The organism is Peribacillus simplex (genome assembly GCF_001578185.1).
Lineage (GTDB): Bacteria > Bacillota > Bacilli > Bacillales > DSM-1321 > Peribacillus > Peribacillus simplex_A.
Genome location: NZ_CP011008.1, coordinates 2,614,595 through 2,634,316, shown reverse-complemented (window position 1 = coordinate 2,634,316; position 19,722 = coordinate 2,614,595). Strand labels below are relative to the sequence as shown.

Below are 19,722 nucleotides of genomic sequence, written 5' to 3'. Positions count from 1 at the left end.
AGTCAGGCAAAATACACATGTTCTGGACGGCAACTTGGGGAAAAACTACAGTTATAACCTAACAAAAAACAGGAAGTTGTCTACTGTTATCATAACGCTGGCAGTGATAGTAATACCCGAGGTGTCACTTCAGGAGTGATTTTGTACTATAAGTGAATATAAAAAAGTCCAATTTCTCAGCATTAAAATTGAGAAATTGGACTTTTATCGTTACACCGGAAAAGCGCCCGATTATCGAAGATCTTAATTACTAACATTTTTTTTACGATGTTTCAATAAACTGCTCTATGCTTCCCCTATTCCAATGCCAAGTAGAATTATATAAGGCTGCCTATTAATATTATAGAAATTATCAATCATTTTTTGAAACGAAGGAATATAAGCGATTTGCCGAGTTTTGTGATGCCAATATCAAGTATCAATATATGGGCATTTGTTATGGTCTACCAGGTGTCGGGAAAACACTGTCAGCTGACAGTATGCCCAGTGGGAATATCTCGAGAAGCAAATCAATTATGAAAAAGTTGAATGGATAGATGCTCATGCTGATGAAAAAATCTTAGATTGTCATACACTTTTCTATACTGCCCCACCCGTCATTGCAACGAAATTAACCAGTGCCATTCATGTATCGGGGATAAGATTCAATAAAGTGAAGGACTTCTATCGGGTACGTATTAGTGAGAAAGAAAAGAACACTTCTAACGCTTTCGAGGAGATTCACTTAATTATAGTCCATGAAATCGATCGTTTAAAACTGAAACATTAGGAACAACTTCGTGATATTTATGTTCAACATGGCGTAGCCATGATTCATCGGGATGCCAGGGAAGGAAATAAGGTTTGCGCGTTACCCTCAGCCTTACTTCCGTATCGGTTTTGCACACGAATTTCAGAAGCTTAGTAAAGACGAGATGCACCATATCTTAGAATACTAATTGGATGAACTCGGGATCTCTATTAATAAAGAGGACCTTTCCGATTATGAGGCACTCACTAACATCATGAAAGTCACAACGGCAATTTTAAACTCATTCATCGGCTATTTACTCAAATTGAACGTATTCTTGAAATCAATCAACTGACTTCCATTACGACAGAAGTCGTAGAAGCTGCACTAGCTAGCTAGTAATTGGAGGTAAATAATGACGGAACCCAGCTAATCTTCTCATGTGAAGGTAGCTGGGTTTTAAACTTGAATGTGAAAAAATAGCATTTAAAATAAGCGCAAATTATGACAGATATTTTTTAGAGAATCTCTTTTCTATAACCAAAAAACGGTCGTTTATGTATGGAATAAAGTACAAACTGGAGATACCAACCTAACAAAGCAAATAAAAACAGTTATTGTAATATATTCCAAATTAATATATACTACATTACAACAGTAATGTACTACATTTGAAGGAGGAGGAAACAATTCTAAATACGGATAGTACTAAGCCTATTTATGTGCAAATTGCAGAGTGGATTGAATCGGAAATTTTAAATGGTCATTTTAAAAGTGACGAAAAGGTGTACTCACAATACCAATTAGCTGAAATGTATACGATCAATCCTGCAACTGCAGCAAAGGGCCTCAATCTTCTGGTGGACGAAAATATCCTGTATAAAAAGCGAGGACTTGGTATGTTTGTCGCTGGTGATGCAAAAGAAATCATCATCTATAAACGAAAAAACCAAACATTGAAGCGATTAGTACGGGAGTTGGTTTTAGAAGCTAATCGATTACAAATAAGTAAAATAGAATTAATCAAAATGATAAAAGTAGCAAATAATCAGGAGGCTGAACAATGAGGGTGATTGAATGTACGGATTTAACGAAAACTTATTTAAGGAAAAATATTTTAGATAAGCTCTCTTTTTCAATTGAAGAAAATAAAATAACGGGATTAATTGGTCGAAATGGAGTTGGAAAAACGACCTTACTTAAAATTATTGCTGGGTTCATCAAAGAAACGTCAGGACAGGTCAAGGTTTTTTCTGAAAGACCATATAACAGCCTGAACGTCTCTATAAACTCCATCTTTGTGGACGACCAAATGAGTTTTCCACCAGCCATACCACTTGGTGAAATATTAACAGTGGCAGGGAACTTCTATCCAAATTGGGATAGGAAATTAGCTAAGCGCTTACTTGACTATTTTTCTTTTGATTCAAAATCTTATCATAATCGGCTTTCGAAAGGAAAAACAAGTACCTTTAATATGGTTATCGGCTTAGCATCCCGTTGTCCATTAACAATTTTTGATGAACCAACTACAGGAATGGATGTGGCAGTAAGAAAAGACTTCTATCGAGCATTGCTTAAGGATTATATTGCTTATCCACGTACTATTATTCTATCTAGCCATCACTTGGATGAAATTGAGGATTTACTGGAAGATGTGTTACTCATTAAAGGTGGGAAGAAACATTTCCAAATGTCAATCTCTGAGTTAAAGGAATGGGCAATCGGATTAAAAGGAACAACGGAAGAAGTACTTAATTTAACGAGTGGAAAGGAAATCCTTTTTAAGGAATACTTAGGTGTGAATACGATGTATGCGGTTGTAAAAAATGACTTTTCAGAGTCCTTACTTAATAAAGCTCGCATTGTAGGAATGGAAATCTTACCCGTTCAATCAAGTGATTTATGTGTTTACTTAACCAATGAAACGAAAGGAGGAATTGATGATGTCTTTAACAAAAGTTAATTTGAAGAAAACGATAAAAAAACAATACTTTTTTAAGCTAAAAGCAAATATAGATGCTTTTAGTTCACTCATTGGAATCCAGTTATTAGCACTTCTCTTTTCAATTGGTGGTGTTGGCTCAGCTGGAATGGGAGGAAGTAACATTAGTGTTAATATAGAATACTATTCTGCAGATTTAGTCATTGGTTTCACACTCATTTGGGCTTTCGTTACAGCGATTACAATAACTACGAAACCATACAGAAATCATGATTTTACTTTCGTAACCAATCGCCTTAGTAGTAGTCTATCGAATATTCTCTTTTTATTAACGGCAAGTATCGTTGGGGGCATCACTGCCATTCTGGCTGGGAATTTGTTGAAAGTCTTAGCTTTTATTTTTCTTGATGAGCGGATTTATGGCGTTCATTCTGGGTTACAAGAACTTGTTATGGGTATAGGTGTAACAATTTTTTATGTTTTCTTAGTTAGCTCCATTGGCTACTTTATTGGGACACTAGTCCAAGTAAGTAAATTGTTTATCATTCTTATTTCTGTTTTGTTATTTGGAACGCTATTTCTTGAGGCCTCAATTCAAAAAGAGCCTTTTCTCGTAAATGTATTTACATTTTATACGATGGAATCGACGCTTTCTCTATTTATTATCAAAGTGATTGTAACGGTTGCTGTATTTTTTTCAGTTGCTATAAGCATCTTGAATCGAATGGAGGTAAGACGATGACCGTTATGACAGCAATATTGCCGTTAGTCATTCTGATTCTTATATTTGGAGTTTTCATTTTTATGGTTAGGTTTGCCGGAAAATTTGCAACTCCCAAAGTAACTCACTGGCTTCTCTTCATCTATATTGGCGTACTACTACTAGGCACGGCTTTTGTCCCTTTCATCATTGATGATTCGATGAGTCAGAAAGGAATGGAAAAAGTGGTGGATACAGACCGGGAATTAAGTGATTTATATTCGAATCTTAATAAGGGAGAGATCGACCAGGTTGATGCAAAGTATTTAATGAAAGAAAGGAACTTTAGTAATCACCAAAATAAAACAATAAAGGTCAAATCTAGTAACAGTGACGGTTCGCAAATTTTGGTAGAAAGAAAGACAAATAACGATGACACGATTGAAGCCTTCATTTTTGGCAATGGATTAATAATAGACGGTTACGATTTTTCTAGAAAACTGAAGCCTTATCATCTTGAGTTAACGGATGATACCCTTACCATTAATCTTCTTCAACAACAAGATATTAATCTTATAATAACTAAAGCTGATTTTCCAATACGACAATTTACAGGTGAATCGATCATAAATCCATCTTTCAGTACCGACCAAGTCGTTTATTTACGAATACCCAATAATCTTGAGTTAATAGCTGATGATCATGTTTTTCTTGAATTTATTGAGAAGTAAACGAATGGTTGAGATATTTTCATCTCTTTGCATAGAATACAACCACGTTATAAAGGTTGTATGAGAATATAGAAAATCAAAGACTTCTGAAGAAAACGAAGAGAATAAAAAAGTGATAATGGTTAAGGCAGGACCCCTAACCCTAATAGATAAAACGGAGTTGTTATGTGAACTATCAATAAGATTATGGGGATTTCTCTAACAGGTATAATGCATCATCTAATCCATACTGAAATGCAAGTTATCATAATGATGTAGGAACAGATCTATATAATTCCATGTATTATTATAATGCATTATAAAAGGTAGAAAACACTTTACGAACGTTCGTGTAAAAGCCATTAACAGAAAATGTTAATATATATCTAAAATAGTAAAAAATGCTCTGGGGTTGTGTCATCAGAGCATTTTCTATTTTAAAGATGGTATTTGTGATAGTAGTAAGAAATAGCAGAGAAACGACTTAAGGGTCAAGTTTTTAAAGGGGAAAGGAAATGTTCTTTTATTGTGCAAGTAACACATTCAGAACGAGTGGATGGGTGTATGAAAAAATAGAGTGGTTGTGAATCATGAACCTGTTTTATAAAATTAAGTACGGATAAATTTTATAGAATAGGGACATACTTTAATAGCCCAGATGAGAGTTAATGGATATACGGATATGGAGTATACAGGAGAGAGTTGTTTTATTCTTATTGAAGGTGTAAAACCATTACCGCTAAAAGATGTTCATTTGCAGCCCACAACTACCTACATTCCTATACCCGTTAATATGGACCCCGAAATACAAATATCCATTAAAGTGAACCGGATTGCCACTATACAATTAACTTCTTATATTATAGAAATCAAAGAATTGGATAAAGCAGGGAGCTTGATTTGATCCTAAAAGGGTAATCACTTTTAAAGCTACTCATAAAAAGGTAAATAGAAGGAGGAAACCATGCAGAATCCTGAGAACTTCTTTAGTGATCAAGAAATTTGTATGCACTTTGATACGGGGTCCGATCTGTTTGGTGGAGCGATCATTCCTCCAATATTCGGGAATTCTTTATTTGTCTACCCTACACATGAAGAGTTTGTCAAAGCAGAAAATGATCAACAAAATCATTATGTATATACACGAGGGACTAACCCAACTGTTGAAATCGCCGAAAAAAAATTAGCCGCATTGGAGCAGGGGGAGCAATGTAAATGTTTTGCTTCAGAAATGGCTGCGATTACTGCAGCAATTTTCAACAGTGTAAAAGCCGGAGACCATGTGTTATGTATAAGTAATATATATAAATCCACAATGGATCTGTTAACTTATTTGCAGAAGTTTGGGATTAACCATTCAGTTGTTTACTCGACTGTGAAGAAAGATATCAAGAGAGCTATCATGCCAAATACAAAATTAATATACCTGGAAAATCCAACAGATTTGAATCTCAAACTTGTCGATCTTAAGGTTATTGGTGATATGGCAAGGTCTTGTGGTGTTCGTACGATCATTGATAATACATGGGCCACCCCCCTCTTTCAAAAGCCTTTAACTTATGGGATTGATATTGTAGTTCATTCCGCATCTAAATACTTAGGAGGACATAGTGACTTGTTAGGCGGTGCATTAATTACTAGTGGTGAAGTAATGAAGGATCTTTTTAATAAGGAGTATTTATTGTTTGGTGGAACGATGGGGCCGCGCGAAGCCTCACTATTGTTGCGGGGATTGCAAACATTGCCATTACGTATGAAAGTACATCAAGAAAACGCTAAGCAAATCGCAGGTTTCCTTTCTTCCCATCCAGTTGTATCAAGGGTAAATTACCCTGGACTTCGCTCGCCGCGTAATACAGAAATAAATAATCAACAGCTAACTGGCTTCTCGGGTTTATTGACTTTCGAACTTAAAAGTGCAAATTATGAAGCAGTAAAGGAAGTGATAAACAAAGTGAGGATCTTTAAAATTGGTGTGTCCTGGGGTTCTTTCGAGAGTCTTATTATGTCTCCAAACTTAGGTAACAATGCTGACAATCTAATCAAGGAACATGTAAGCCCTGGGTTAATTCGTCTCTCTGTAGGAATGGAACCAGCGGAAAAATTAATTGCAGATCTTGAACAAGCACTAGATTTATGAGATCTTTGTTTGCAGGATAACCTGAAATGTATCATCCTTTTGACACTAGAATGGGGAATTACTTAAGTATAACAGGCATTTGTGTATGCGATCTATTTTTTATAATTGCTGTTAGAGATGGATTTTTTCCCATATGGATTTATTAATGATTTAATGGGATACTTCCAATAAACAAAAAATGTAAAGGAGATATCCATTTGACATTAATCCGCCTAGGTTATGTAGCCATGAGTACTCATGTGCCAAACTGTTCACCATCGCAAACGATGACTTTTGCTCAGTTTTCGAAAATTAAGGACAAAGATGCGGCGATAAGGAAACTTGAACGCATTTCGATTTCCAATCTTCATAATTGTTGGCGTTTACTGATACATAACGAAGCTAATAATATTCAATTCTTTAGACTTTCTTCTAAACTCATACCTTTAGCCAATCATCCAGAAATGCCAGAGTGGGATTACATAGATCCTCTTTTGGAGGAACTTGCCAAATTAAAATCATTTATTACAAATCATCCAAAAATAAGGATAGATTTTCACCCAGATCATTACGTCATCTTGAATAGTTCAAATATAGATATACTGAAGACATCATTAAGAACATTAAGGATGCATTATACTTTATTGGAGAAAATGGGGATTAACCCTGAGCATCGCTGTGTTCTGCATGTTGGCGGTGGTTATGGCGAACATGTACAGGCTTTGGAGCAGTTTATTCATAATTGGGGGTTGATTCCTGAATCGATTCAAAGAATGGTCATTCTCGAGAATGATGATACTACCTTTACTTTGACGGAAACACTTTACTTATGTGAGAAATTGGGGATTCCAATAGTTTTTGATTATCACCATTACCTCGCACATCGGTTACCAAGTGAAAATTGGAAAGATCATTGGGACCGAATATTAAATACCTGGAGTAATTCCAAACTGCCTCCTAAAATGCATATTTCAAGTCCAAGGTCCGATAAAGAATTTCGAGCACATGCTGACTTTGTGGATACAGGAATCTTCATGGATTTTTTGCAACAAATTAAGGGGAGTTTACCACAATTGGATTGTATGATTGAAGCAAAACAAAAGGATGGAGCACTTTTCCAGTTGATGGATCAGCTGCAAGTATACAAAGATATAGAGATCATTGATGGAGCCAGTTTTTATATTCATTAATAAATTGAGGTGATTTGATAAAGAGGGTGCATAAGATTCTCTTTATCAAATGTAATAAATAATAATTGAAGACACTGTTTACATAACATAGTTATGGTCAATCGAATTGGTTTTATAAAAATGAACAATATGATTAAATGATAGAAATATTCAAAAGTATACATTAACTTACAAAAATATTAAAAAAAATGAGCTTCATATTTAGTTTTTAAAGCCGTTGTTTTAAATCCATAGAGTCATTAATCAAAACTGTCTTAAAAACGCTATATGGCTCTATACAGACGTTTAAAGGACGTTGGCAGATTTTAAGGGCTTATTGGGTGATTTCGCAAGAATATTCCGAATGTAACAAAGGGCCTCTATTGATACATTCGAAATCGCGTTAAATCAAGGTTTATAAGGGTATTGAAATTAAAAAAACTTGCCTTTTTTTCGCCTGTTCACGTACAATGAAAGAAGGGGAAAGGGGAATGAGTCATTCATGCAAGCGACCTCTCAAAGAATCAAGAATGTCCAGCCGATACGCCGGCTCGATCACATAGAAAAGATGAAAAAGTCACTATTAAAATATTGCAGCTACAGGGATTATATGATGTTTTCAATTGGGATAAATATTGGTTTGCGTATAGGGGATCTTTTACAATTGCGAGTGAAAGATATCCTAGAAGGCACGCATATAGTCATTGTGGAGCAAAAGACAGATAAAATTAAACGGTTCATTGTCAATCCTCAACTTCGAAAGGAAGTAAAGAAGTATGTCCGGAAAATGAACCTGAATAATGAACAATATTTATTTCCAAGTCGAAAAGGGAATGGACCGATCACTAGGGTACAAGCCTACCGGGTCTTGAACAAAGCAGCTGAAATGGCAGACATTCCGGATGTAGGTACACATACCTTAAGAAAAACTTTCGGTTATTTGCATTACCAAAAATTCAAGGATATCGCATTACTGCAGCAAATCCTAAATCACTCCAATCCAAAAGATACGATGATTTACATAGGTCTTACACAAGATTTAATGGACGAAACATTAATGGATTTCTATTATTAACTGACCGGGCCGATTTATAGCCGACCAGTATTACTCAGTTTGTTATTGGTTACCACATTCCTATAATAGGGAGGTATTCCAGCGCAAACATTATTTCGATATAACTGGATGGTTAAAGAAGACTGGTCTTTAATCGGAGAGATGAAAGAGGAAGAGCTTCTCCGTTCCACAACTAGCGGAGTGGGGGCATAATCCAAACATTTTTCCATTTAGTTGATGTAGAAAGGAGTTGGATACGCCTTTTACAAGGGAAAAAACCTCACTGAGAGTTTTGAAAATTACAAGAGTTTGGATTCAGTAATGAAATTGGACGCTGTTTTTCGTACGGAAGTGAAGGAATTGTATACAATTGGAATAAGAACTTGGAAAATAAATTATTAACAAATGGGAAAATTGTAACTGATACTCGGGGGAGCGAAAGTGTCATAGTTTTTATCATTTTGATCGGAGAATAACCAGCCAATATCGGGTCAAGATATTAGCTGGTTATTTGTTATGAACACTTATCTGTGAAAAGAGCGCAATTTTTCACTCAAGAAAAGCGCCCAGTTGTTGAAGGATCCTTGTTTAAACTTTATTCAAGATAAGCGGCTTTTAAACGATAGACTTGTTACAAAACTCCCTTATAATCTGCTTCTTTATTTCTTCTATCGGAAACTTCTGTGGGTAGGTAGATATCATCAACATAATACCTTGGAGCACAGATGAAAAATATAACGATCGTTTCCTTGGCTCCTTTTCTCCCATTATTTCAAATATTTTGCATTGAAACTCAAACTGCCTAGTGTTTTCCCCGATAAGGAGATGAGTGTATTTAATCAACTCTTCATCAGCCTCTGGCTGTGTTTGTAGGTGTAGATAGAAGCGATGGACTTCCGGGTTTTTATGGATATTATCAATGGCACCATTGACTATATATTTAAGCTGCTCATTTGGTTTCTCCAAGATGACTGCTTCTTCCATGACTTTAACCACTTCCCTGATTCTGGCCTCGACCATTTCAGAAAGCAGTTCTTCTTTTCCTTTGTAATAGTTATAAAGTAACCCTTTAGAAATACCCGCCTTCTTGGCTATATCGCTTATAGAAGTAGCGTAAAATCCTTGTTTCATAAATAACTCCATGGCTGCAGCACGAATTTTTTCTTTGGATGCTTGGCGAATACGGTCATTCTCTTCGGGTGTACGTGGCATTTTAACTTTAATCCTCCATAAAGGCAGTGAATTCTTGATATAAAAATTCAGAATGGGTGAGGGGCAGCATATGATCGGCATCCTCTAGTTCGATGAAACGGAGGTTTGGAACCTTACGGAAACAATCGGCAACTCGAAAATTGTCTGCCAAGTCTTTTTTGCCGATAAAAAATAAAGTTTCGGGGTTCAATTCTTCTAATCGTTCCATTGCTGGCGGCTGAGGCCATTTCATGCAGAAATCAGCGGGCCACTTAAGCATGCGCCCGAAATGATGCCTGAGCATTTGAACAGTGAGATCTTTTTGCGGACTATCGATAACAACCTGGTAAGTTGGTGAATGAAGGGCAAGATCCAACATCTTATCTATATTCGGGGCACTTTCTAATATCTTGTCATGGTATTGTTCAAACTCCTTTGAATAGGGAAAACCTGTTAAAGAAGGAGCGATTAATACAAGTTTCGATACTCTTTCAGGGTAATTAAGAGCGAAATCGGTTGCAATCTGTCCGCCCATGGAATGGCCTATAAGCGTTGCCTGATTAAGTTCCAGGTAATCCATTAATGCCAATACATCGTCAACATAGTTTGCATGTTTTATTGGGGATGGTGATTTACCGGCACCACGACCATCAAAAGCAATCACTTTGTAATCCTTAGATAAAAGTGATGCCAAAAATGTCCATTGCCTTAAATCAGCACCACCACTATGAATAAGAACAACAGGATGACCATTACCAGTAATCTCGAAATATAAATCCAATTCAACCCCTCCGATTTTTACTGAATTTTCAGTATTATTTTATTATTGAATGAACATTTAGTCAATAGAAAATGCAATTTAATTTCGCAAAATCGCCCGTTCTCTAAAATAACATAACTGCCATGTTATTATAAACCATTATCAAAAATCAGTATTTTTGTAACACTTGATTACTGAATCGACAGTATAGAATTCTGTTAAAGAGATAGTCTCAGCAACCGGAATATCTCATGGTTCCCTATGTTAGGCAATAAATCGATGAAAACTGAAAGAAATAAACGAATAAGGAGTATTTTATTAGTCTCCATATTTACTTTGCGGTCCAGAGCAAGAACCATGTCATTAAGTCTTGTTGAACAACTAATGAATTAGCTGATCTCAGAAATGAATAAACAGGCCTCATTAAGTAGTTACCATAATATAATTATGGTAACTCCTATTCCTGATTTATTCTACTATTCATAAAAAAACCTATGATTATAGGGTTCCAGACTGTAGATAATCTTCAACTAAAGAAAGGTTTTTCTTTTTTTAATGAACTCTGGCAATCAACGCCAATGTTGAATAATATTTATCAAAGTATAAGAAGGAGAGGATGCTCTGTCTTTTAAAACTAAATTTCGTGAAAAATTCTTATTTTGGAGGAAGAATCTCAGGGGAAATTCAATTTTATAAAAAGGCATTCTGTTGAGGAATGCCTTTTTTATAGTATTATTCAGGATTTTTCAAGTTATTAGTTAAAAAATTAACCTTTTCTCAACGGAAATAAATAGGGGGATTTTAAAATAAACCTATTTATCTATTGAATCAATAGGTTGTTCTAATCTCATATGAATTAATAACAAAGTACAAAATGGAGCGTGCACCTTTAAAAGCTAAGTAAAAACGGTCAACTCAACTAAAATATTAAAAAAAGGTTGTTGTTCTATTGATTCTTAATATTGCTTTACTCACTTCATCAAGATTAAGTTCATTAAACCCAACTGTTATAATATTAATAATTTGACTATATTTGTTAAAAATACTAATATGAAAACGCATACATAGTTTAACCTCATAGATTAATAGATTGAAGGAGGAGTAACATGCCTAAAACTTTGTTTAAACTGGATCTTAGTAAACCGATGGAGCAACAAGCACACCCGGGGCATAATCGTTGGCATCCGGATATTCCCGCTGCTTTTTCAGTAGAGCTGGGCCAATCGTTTCGTATGGAGTGTAAAGATTGGACGGATGGACAAATTAGCAACAATGACGATCCTCGTGACATTAGGGATGTTATTTTGCCGCGAGTTCATGTATTAAGCGGACCGGTTTATGTAAATGGAGTGGAACCGGGTGATTTATTAGTTGTTGATATTTTGGATATCGGTGCGTTTGCTGAGTCTGAATGGGGTTTTAATGGAATTTTCGCCAAAGAAAATGGAGGAAGTTTTTTAACAGAACATTATCCGGAAGCAGCTAAATCTATCTGGGACTTTGAAGGAATTTATACGACTTCAAGGCATGTGCCAGGTGTTAAGTTTGCCGGGCTTATCCACCCTGGATTAATTGGTGTGGCGCCTTCAATGGAGCTTCTGCAAGAGTGGAATAAACGAGAAAATGAATTGAAGATGACAGATCCCGACCGTGTACCTGAACTAGCAACTTCTCCTCAAGCAGAGCATGCAGTGCTAGGCACGTTAAAAGGAGCAGAATTTGATCGGGTTGTCAAAGAGGGAGCGAGAACCGTGCCTCCAAGGGAAAATGGAGGAAACTGTGACATTAAAAATTTATCAAAAGGTTCAAGAGTCTTCTTCCCAGTATTTGTGGACGGAGCAAAACTTTCGGTAGGTGACCTCCATTTTTCACAAGGGGATGGCGAAATTACATTCTGCGGCGGGATTGAAATGGCGGGATGGATTGATCTTCGTGTCGACGTGATTAAGGGAGGTATGGAGAAATATAAAATTAAAGACAATCCTATCTTCAAACCTGGTCCGGTTGAACCAAATTATTCCGATTATTTAGTGTTTGAAGGCATTTCAGTAGATGAGTTTACAGGAAAGCAACATTATTTGGATGCACATATTGCATACCGCCGAGCTTGCCTGAATGCAATCGAATATTTGAAAACACTCGGTTATACAGGAGAGCAGGCATATATGATATTAGGTACAGCGCCTATTGAAGGCCGGATAAATGGTATCGTCGACATCCCTAATGCGTGTTGTACCGTGGCCATTCCGACCCAAATATTTGATAAAGATATTAATCCAAAGTAATAAATAGATGCATGAAGGGGGAATTTCCTTGCCTAGTTACACCTTTAACTGCAGTCAATGCGGTGAGTTCACACTATTCTTTAAGTCAATGGCAGGCAATAAAGGAACAGCGCAATGTCCGGGCTGCCATCAAGGGGCTTCCCGTGTCTACCAACCACCCAATTTGTTTTCTAATTCGAAGGAAATACGCACCCGTATTGAACGGGGGATGGAGCCTCGTAGAATGACAAAAGAAGAATTAGGGCCAAAACAAAGTAAAAGGAAACCACAAGTCAGTCGTCCATGGCAAGTTGGGCAGTAAGCAAAGACGATTTCTCCTATAAACACTTAAAAAAGCACAAAAAGGAAGATCAAATTCCTTTTTGTGCTTTTGGTTTTTATTTAAAGGGATAAAAGGTAACATCTAAGATTTTACCGCGATTTTTTGTATCACATTGCGATGGAAATACGATTCATGCTTACTTAATTCTGCTTCGGTGGTCATTACTTAAAATAGTTACTAGCATCTACTAATTCAAGCTGTTCCAGGACTTCTGGTTGAATTTCTTTAATAGAGGAACAAGAAACTAATCCTTCTGAAACGTAACCAATTAAATAATCCTTTAAAATCACGAACATAATTAAAGAGGGTGAGGGATGCTCTGATATCTTATTTAAATAGTTAAATATAAACAGGTGCCACAAATTATAATCAGATGTGAATTAGATGTTTACCTAATATATTGTATCCAGTGTTTTTTAAATTGGATACAATATATTTAATTTTTAGTGTTGTAATCGCTTTATATAGTTGATATAGTTAAAATTGTATCCAATATTGAAAGGTGGACGCTTAATTGGATAATGTTAATTCCGATCGAGATAAATCAACCATCGTTAAAAATGTAACCAAAAGCCTTAGGAATGCGATTTTGAATGGAACGTTGAAAAAGGGGGAGCGACTCATCCAAGAGGAGTGGGCCGATCGCCTGGAAGTTAGCAGAATGCCTATTCGTGAAGCCCTTACACAGCTTCAAATGGAAGGCTTGGTGGAAATGGTTCCTCATAAAGGAGCAGTCGTCACACCTATTACCCGGGATGATATTGAAGAAATTTATCATACCAGGTCCCTGCTTGAAGGCCTTGCCGTGGAAAAATCGCTTCCTTATTTAACAAAGGAGGATAAGGAAAAATTAAAAGGTATTTTGATTGAAATGGAAGGAATTCAGTTATCTGATGAAACCAATGAGCATTATATCCTTTTAAATGCGGCTTTCCATGAAACCCTACGCAAAGGGTGTCCGTGGCCAAGGGTTCAAAAAATGGTAGAGACACTCGGTATCTCACCCATTGCGCCGAATTTGCTGATTGATTATTACCCAGAAACGCAAAGGGAACACCGGATGATATATGAAGCGGCATTAAGAGGGGATCCTGCAGAACTAAGGGCAGCAGTAGAGTTTCACATTTTACGAACTAAGAATAATTTAATTACGTATATGGAGTTGCTGAATACTAAAAATCATCAATAAAAGGAGTGTTAATTGTGTATGATTTTGCAATTGTTGGTGGGGGAATAGTAGGTTTATCAACGGGAATGGCACTTTATCAGCGTTTTCCTAATGCTAAAGTGGTAGTCATTGAAAAAGAGGCCGTTGTTGCAGATCATCAAACGGGGCATAACAGCGGCGTCATCCATTCAGGAATTTATTATAAACCAGGCAGTTTCAAGGCACGGTTTGCCCGTCAAGGAAGCAAATCAATGACGGAATTCTGCCGGATGCATGGAATTGAACATGATATTTGCGGAAAGGTCATTGTTGCAACAAAGCCAGAAGAGTTGCCCCTTTTGGATGATTTATATTCACGCGGTTTGCAAAATGAGCTAGCTATACAACGAATCGGTGTGGACGAGTTAAAGGAAATCGAACCACATGTCAATGGACTTGGTGCGATACGCGTCCCGCAAGCAGGCATCGTCAATTATCGTCAGGTAAGTGAAAAGATGGCGGATATCATCCGGGGCAACGGCGGTGAAATCATGCTGAATACAAAGGTGGAGAAGATTGACGAGAATTTTGATGATGTCATCATCGAAACGAACAATGGTACCATAAAGGCAAGGATAGTCATTAATTGCGCAGGGTTGCACAGTGACCGTATCGCAGCAGCTGCGGGGTATAAAACTGATATGAAAATTGTCCCGTTTCGCGGTGAGTATTTTAAACTGAAGCCCGAAAAGCGCTTCCTTGTCAATCATTTAATTTATCCGGTACCTAACCCGAAATTCCCATTTTTAGGGGTTCATTTCACACGGATGATTAGCGGGGAAGTAGATGCTGGACCAAATGCTGTACTAAGTTTCAAGCGGGAAGGTTATAAAAAAACCGACTTCAATGCGAAAGATTTAACTGAAGTTTTAAGCTATAAAGGTTTTTGGAAGCTGGCTAGTAAATTCATGAAGGAAGGGATGGATGAGTATGTCCGCTCTTTTAGTAAAAAGCAATTTACGAAAAGCCTGCAGGAATTAATTCCGGAAATTCAAGAAGATGATTTAATCCCTGCACCTTCTGGAGTGCGGGCCCAGGCGTTACAGGATGATGGTAATATGGTGGATGATTTTCATATTATAATGGGGAAACGGACCATTCATGTATGTAATGCACCGTCACCTGCTGCAACAGCCTCAATTGAAATTGGAAAAGAGGTTGTTAACCGGATTCCGGAACAATCACACTTATTGGAAGCTGTATTGACAAAATAAAATTCGTTAAAGAGAGAGGAAGATGCCTCATGTTCAATGGTAAAACAATTTTCATAGCAGGTCATGCACGTTTACCTCAAGGAATGGCAGCGAAAAGTGTCTTTGAAACATTGACCATCACTGCAGAAATCGATGCTAAATATGGGGTTGTCCTGGAAGCCTCTTGTACATTGGCAACAGAGCATGGCCGGGAATTCATTGGGCGTTTGTTAAAAGGGACCAGTCTAAATGATGGTGTTGATGACGCGATAGAATCGATTCAAACGTATTATAGGGGGAAAGCGGCTAATGCATTGATTGCTGCCTTAAAGGACCTGGATATCCATTTTCAGCAAATTAAAGCAGGAGAAAAAACGAAACTACCAAGTTAGTAATATAATTTATCAGAATAATTTGTAAAAACCATTGACAATTTTACTGAAAAACGTTTAAATGGAATTAAGCCAATATTATGACATTAACACCTTTTGGAAAATACCATTTCAGAATCGTGTAAAGATCTTAATGATTGGAAACAGGAAAAATAAATCATACATAACTGCATATTCGCTGTGACTCTATTTGCATAGAGCAGTGAAGTGAATATAAGCCAGTTGTACAGTTGGACTCCTATTTTATTTGGGGATCATGTGCGACTGGCTTTTTTATATTTCCTGTTAATTTTTTCATCCATATAACAAATAACAGGAGGAATTATTCATGAGCATTGCAGAAAAAAAGAGAGTTAAGTTTGAAAGGAAAACAGAAAAATATGAGGTGAAAGTCCACCCTCAAACCAGCCGATTGTATCATATTGAAATTTCTAAAGAAGCAATTGCCGCATTTTTAGAAACGGCATTGAAGGATTCTCAGTCTGTTCAACATCTGGAATATACACCATACGCAAGACTCATCGTTGCATCATATCTATTGGATCAAGTAGGAGAAGACTTTGGTGAAGTGCTTAGGAACATCGTTCATGATCGGGATTCCGGCGGGTTCACCCTCGGCTTGGAAGGTGTCACTGAAAAAACAGATGAATATGTCATTTTTGCAACGGCCATTTCATACTTGCTTGGAACACCTAACCATGATGCGATGTCAGGAAAATATTATGCACGTTTTAGTGTTCAAGACACGGATAGCAGCGATTCATATTTACGTCAAGCCTATCGTTTATTTACACTTCATACAGACGGAACTTTTGTAGATGAACCAACGGACTGGTTACTAATGATGAAGATGATCGAACAAAATGCCCGCGGTGGCGAATCACGCTTATTGCACCTAGACGATTGGAAAGAGCTTGATATGTACGTTAATCATCCATTATCAAGTCAAAAATTCACGTATAAGGCTCCAAAAAGCAAGAACATTGATCAGGAGATTGAAAGATTGACTTTCTTCAATCATAATAACAAACCTGGTGTATGTTTTATCGATCAATTTGTTTATCCTGAATCAATTGAACAAGCAAAATACTTACGGGATTTTTCAAATTCATTAGAAAACGATGAAAGTGTAGTTGAACTGGAACTGCCTGTTGGGGATTTAGTTGTCGTCAACAATATTTTTTGGCTTCACGGCCGCGCTGCATTTGAAAAAGATCCGAACCTGAACCGTGAATTACTACGTCAGCGCGGAAGATTTAATCAATAGTTTCATTTTGTAAACCCAAATGTTTTTCCCCAAATACCATTTAAAGATAAATTCTTTTCCAATCTTTGGTTGGAAAGCAATTTATCTTTTTTTGCAAGGTTCTATTAAAGATCAATGTTTTTAATTTGAATTGAAAAAAGAGGACCTTAAACAATTGTTTCTCTAGTTATTCATCTTGAACTAACGCTACCAGTTTGTGCAAAGTTTAATCTATTCTATATTTTCATTAATCTTCCTGCTTCATCATTCAAACCTAATTTAACCATTTCATTAATGATCCATTCTTTTAACTCTATCTTGTCTGAAATTATGTAAGTAAATTGAGCATCTCTTATGAAAGCCAGTTTGCTTTCCGTTGTTGCTGAATTAAAAAAAGATTTCACGTCTTCCAATTTAATCTCCATATCTTTTTCAAGTTTGTATTTGATATGTTTCCTATTCATACTGCCTAAAGATACTATGCCTATACCATCAAGAGTCGATAATATTGTTTGTTGCTCTCTTGCTGTCATTACTTCTTTTTCCACATAATTATATACATTCTCTATTATTTTGCATCCAATTGTGGATCTTATCTTTTCTACTACATAGTTTGCTTGTTCTTCATTTTCCTCATCTACTTCTTTTTTTAGTTCTTTGAACAAACTAATATACTGTTCCTCTTCTTTAATTAAATTAATGTTAGAAATTGTAGTGGCATCTTTCATCGTACAAACTAAGCTAACAAACTCCCTTATATTCCTTGCTACAATTTTTATAGGTGCATCAAAGTCCATTGGACTGATACATACAATAAACGCATTCTCCAAATCAGATACCATTCCAAAATCGGTTAGGAAGCCATAATGAATGCCGTCACAACCTATATTTGCAAACTGAATGACATCGTAGGGAGTCATTTCATAAGGTGAGAATTCTACTTGTAAACAAAGGCTTAAATCACCTAATGAGTATCCTTCTTTTTCAATAACCTCCTCTAAATTCTGGAGCATTTCAAAGGTTGGCGGCATTTTCAAGTACTTTCCAAGATAACTCATACTTTTCTCCTCTAATTTTGCGCCTTGAGATAATTTAAGGATAGCCCACACACTAAAATTTTACAATTATTGCTATCAGATGGTATAGTCCTCCTAAAAAGCAACAAAAAATATTGAACAATTCTAAAATAAAAAATGACTTCCGCCATAGCAAGTTGCTCTATTATCGTAAAATTCTTTTACGGTGGCTGTTATTAACATTATTAAACTCACAATGGTTTCACTTGAATTTTTAGGAAAGGTAGTTCAAGATTGGAAGGTGATTAATGAACTTTTAAACTATTTTTATGGAGAGAAAAAAATGGATAAATTAAGAAATCGTTTGTATTTAAATATGTTTTTTGGAACTATTGGTATAGTTCTAATGGGTGTAGGTGCTTTGAAATATCAAGTTGTAGAGGATGATTTTGAAGGATACATCATTGCCTATACTGGTTTTTTATTTACTACCGGTTACATAAATTACTTAGAAAAAAAAGCTGGAATAAGCAATAAAATAATTTGGATTAAAGCGGGCATCTCTATTGCTCTATTTTTAATTATTTCTTTTACTTTACATATCTTATCCTTTTAACAGGGTCCATAACGACTATTAAGGTTGTAGAGGAACGTAAGAAGTAGCATTTGTCAGTTCAAAGGATTTCTATAGATGGATATCTAAGAAAAATCATCCGTAAAGGAAAAAACAACAATAATTGAACATCATCAAAAATATGCTTTTAAAAATACTCTTCTAAAGGGTGTTGTTAGGTATGTTAGTTAAACAAAGAGAGATATAATATAAATTAAAATTCATGAAAAAAGGAGATAGTTTATGGGGATCGCTAATTTTTCTAATTTTACGCACTTTAAGGACTTAATTAATGCTTTACCTGCTGCCTATACAGATGAAATGATACAAAGCGAGCAATTTTTGCTTGAAAGAGATGAAAAGAAAAAACTCGAAATTTATTACGCACCTTTCGAATATGTAAATGAACTGGCCAAAGTGGTAATTGTCGGAATCACTCCTGGTTTACATCAAATGAAAAAATCGTATTCTACCGTAATTAACTTAGAGGACATACATAGCGATGAAGAGATCCTACACGAAGTAAAAAAGAATTCAAGCTTTGAAGGATCGATGAGAAAAAATTTGATTCAAATGTTAGATGAGCTTGGGTTACACATATACTTAGGCATATCGTCCACTCTGGACCTTTTTAAAGAAGCTAGTCACATCGTTCATACCACCTCTGTTTTAACCTATCCTGTCTTTTATAACGGGAAAAATTACAACGGAACAACTCCGGACATATTAAAGACCGAGTTGCTAAAAAAAAATATAATGGAAGGCTTTGCTACCGAAATAGGTGCCATCGATCGCCCGCTCATTATTCCTTTAGGCGTTAATGTTTCCAAGGTATTAAACTATTTAGCGGGTCAAGATTATTTAGATTCAAACAACATACTTCTAGGGTTTCCTCATCCATCTGGAGGAAATGGTCATAGACATAAGCAATTTGCAGAAAATAAAGAGCAAATGCAAATGATGTTACATCATTTTTTTTCGAAATAAATGAGATAAAAAGGTAATGCACTCTGTCCTATCTTATACAGAAAAGTTCAATGGATATATAACTGTATTGAATACAATTAAAG

General features: G+C 36.0%; 19 protein-coding genes and 1 pseudogene. 17 read left to right on the top strand and 3 right to left on the bottom strand.

Features of this window, described 5'->3' with window-relative positions; all coding sequences use genetic code 11:
• Window positions 1-425 precede the first annotated feature (425 nt).
• From UP17_RS28305 to UP17_RS12245, 9 genes and pseudogenes are all read left to right on the top strand, one after another.
• Window positions 426-1,129: pseudogene (locus UP17_RS28305) on the top strand (AAA family ATPase).
• 272 nt (window positions 1,130-1,401) lie between these two features.
• On the top strand, window positions 1,402-1,797 hold the full coding sequence (locus UP17_RS12280) for a GntR family transcriptional regulator (protein ID WP_250211805.1): 396 nt from the start codon (window positions 1,402-1,404) through the stop codon (window positions 1,795-1,797).
• Window positions 1,794-2,696 (top strand): ATP-binding cassette domain-containing protein, encoded by a 903-nt coding sequence (locus UP17_RS12275; protein WP_061463269.1) that lies wholly within the window; start codon window positions 1,794-1,796, stop codon window positions 2,694-2,696. The genes UP17_RS12280 and UP17_RS12275 overlap by 4 nt, the downstream gene beginning before the upstream one ends.
• Window positions 2,677-3,417 (top strand): hypothetical protein, encoded by a 741-nt coding sequence (locus UP17_RS12270; protein ID WP_061463268.1) that lies wholly within the window; start codon window positions 2,677-2,679, stop codon window positions 3,415-3,417. The genes UP17_RS12275 and UP17_RS12270 overlap by 20 nt, the downstream gene beginning before the upstream one ends.
• Window positions 3,414-4,106: a hypothetical protein gene (locus UP17_RS12265; RefSeq protein WP_061463267.1), complete on the top strand. Its 693-nt coding sequence runs from the start codon at window positions 3,414-3,416 to the stop codon at window positions 4,104-4,106. The genes UP17_RS12270 and UP17_RS12265 overlap by 4 nt, the downstream gene beginning before the upstream one ends.
• A gap of 661 nt (window positions 4,107-4,767) precedes the next feature.
• The gene (locus UP17_RS12260) at window positions 4,768-4,989 is read left to right on the top strand and encodes a hypothetical protein (RefSeq protein ID WP_061463266.1); all 222 of its coding nucleotides are present in this window, start codon (window positions 4,768-4,770) and stop codon (window positions 4,987-4,989) included.
• 60 nt (window positions 4,990-5,049) lie between these two features.
• Window positions 5,050-6,225, top strand: coding sequence for a trans-sulfuration enzyme family protein (locus UP17_RS12255; RefSeq protein WP_061463265.1), 1,176 nt, complete (start codon window positions 5,050-5,052; stop codon window positions 6,223-6,225).
• A 197-nt stretch (window positions 6,226-6,422) separates the two neighbouring features.
• A complete protein-coding gene (uvsE, locus tag UP17_RS12250; protein WP_061463264.1) occupies window positions 6,423-7,394 on the top strand; it encodes a UV DNA damage repair endonuclease UvsE in 972 nt (323 codons plus the stop codon).
• A gap of 481 nt (window positions 7,395-7,875) precedes the next feature.
• Window positions 7,876-8,448, top strand: a complete 573-nt coding sequence (locus UP17_RS12245; protein ID WP_250211804.1) for a site-specific integrase — start codon at window positions 7,876-7,878, stop codon at window positions 8,446-8,448.
• Window positions 8,449-9,042: 594 nt separating this feature from the next.
• Here UP17_RS12245 and UP17_RS12240 read toward each other — a convergent pair.
• Both UP17_RS12240 and UP17_RS12235 read right to left on the bottom strand, forming a co-directional pair.
• The gene (locus tag UP17_RS12240; protein ID WP_061463263.1) at window positions 9,043-9,639 is read right to left on the bottom strand and encodes a TetR/AcrR family transcriptional regulator; all 597 of its coding nucleotides are present in this window, start codon (window positions 9,637-9,639) and stop codon (window positions 9,043-9,045) included.
• A gap of 7 nt (window positions 9,640-9,646) precedes the next feature.
• Window positions 9,647-10,399, bottom strand: coding sequence for an alpha/beta fold hydrolase (locus UP17_RS12235; protein ID WP_061463262.1), 753 nt, complete (start codon window positions 10,397-10,399; stop codon window positions 9,647-9,649).
• A 1,085-nt stretch (window positions 10,400-11,484) separates the two neighbouring features.
• Here UP17_RS12235 and fmdA point away from each other — a divergent pair.
• The 6 genes from fmdA (at window position 11,485) to glaH (ending at window position 17,044) form a co-directional block, all read left to right on the top strand.
• Window positions 11,485-12,663, top strand: coding sequence for a formamidase (gene fmdA / locus UP17_RS12230; RefSeq protein ID WP_061463261.1), 1,179 nt, complete (start codon window positions 11,485-11,487; stop codon window positions 12,661-12,663).
• Between the two features lie 28 nt (window positions 12,664-12,691).
• On the top strand, window positions 12,692-12,964 hold the full coding sequence (locus tag UP17_RS12225) for a zinc ribbon domain-containing protein (RefSeq protein ID WP_061463260.1): 273 nt from the start codon (window positions 12,692-12,694) through the stop codon (window positions 12,962-12,964).
• A 535-nt stretch (window positions 12,965-13,499) separates the two neighbouring features.
• A complete protein-coding gene (locus UP17_RS12220) occupies window positions 13,500-14,174 on the top strand; it encodes a GntR family transcriptional regulator (protein ID WP_061463259.1) in 675 nt (224 codons plus the stop codon).
• A 14-nt stretch (window positions 14,175-14,188) separates the two neighbouring features.
• Window positions 14,189-15,406: an L-2-hydroxyglutarate oxidase gene (gene lhgO / locus UP17_RS12215; protein WP_061463258.1), complete on the top strand. Its 1,218-nt coding sequence runs from the start codon at window positions 14,189-14,191 to the stop codon at window positions 15,404-15,406.
• A gap of 29 nt (window positions 15,407-15,435) precedes the next feature.
• Entirely contained in the window at window positions 15,436-15,777 is a 342-nt protein-coding gene (locus UP17_RS12210) for a DUF3870 domain-containing protein (protein WP_061463257.1), read from the top strand.
• A 328-nt stretch (window positions 15,778-16,105) separates the two neighbouring features.
• Window positions 16,106-17,044: a glutarate dioxygenase GlaH gene (glaH, locus tag UP17_RS12205; protein ID WP_061463256.1), complete on the top strand. Its 939-nt coding sequence runs from the start codon at window positions 16,106-16,108 to the stop codon at window positions 17,042-17,044.
• A gap of 215 nt (window positions 17,045-17,259) precedes the next feature.
• Here glaH and UP17_RS12200 read toward each other — a convergent pair whose 3' ends face one another.
• Complete coding sequence (locus UP17_RS12200) at window positions 17,260-18,081, bottom strand: hypothetical protein (protein ID WP_061463255.1); 822 nt, start codon at window positions 18,079-18,081, stop codon at window positions 17,260-17,262.
• A 301-nt stretch (window positions 18,082-18,382) separates the two neighbouring features.
• Here UP17_RS12200 and UP17_RS12195 point away from each other — a divergent pair, with 301 nt between their 5' ends.
• Window positions 18,383-18,655 (top strand): hypothetical protein, encoded by a 273-nt coding sequence (locus UP17_RS12195; RefSeq protein ID WP_155727316.1) that lies wholly within the window; start codon window positions 18,383-18,385, stop codon window positions 18,653-18,655.
• Window positions 18,656-18,895: 240 nt separating this feature from the next.
• Window positions 18,896-19,639 (top strand): uracil-DNA glycosylase family protein, encoded by a 744-nt coding sequence (locus UP17_RS12190; RefSeq protein ID WP_061463253.1) that lies wholly within the window; start codon window positions 18,896-18,898, stop codon window positions 19,637-19,639.
• Window positions 19,640-19,722 lie beyond the last annotated feature (83 nt).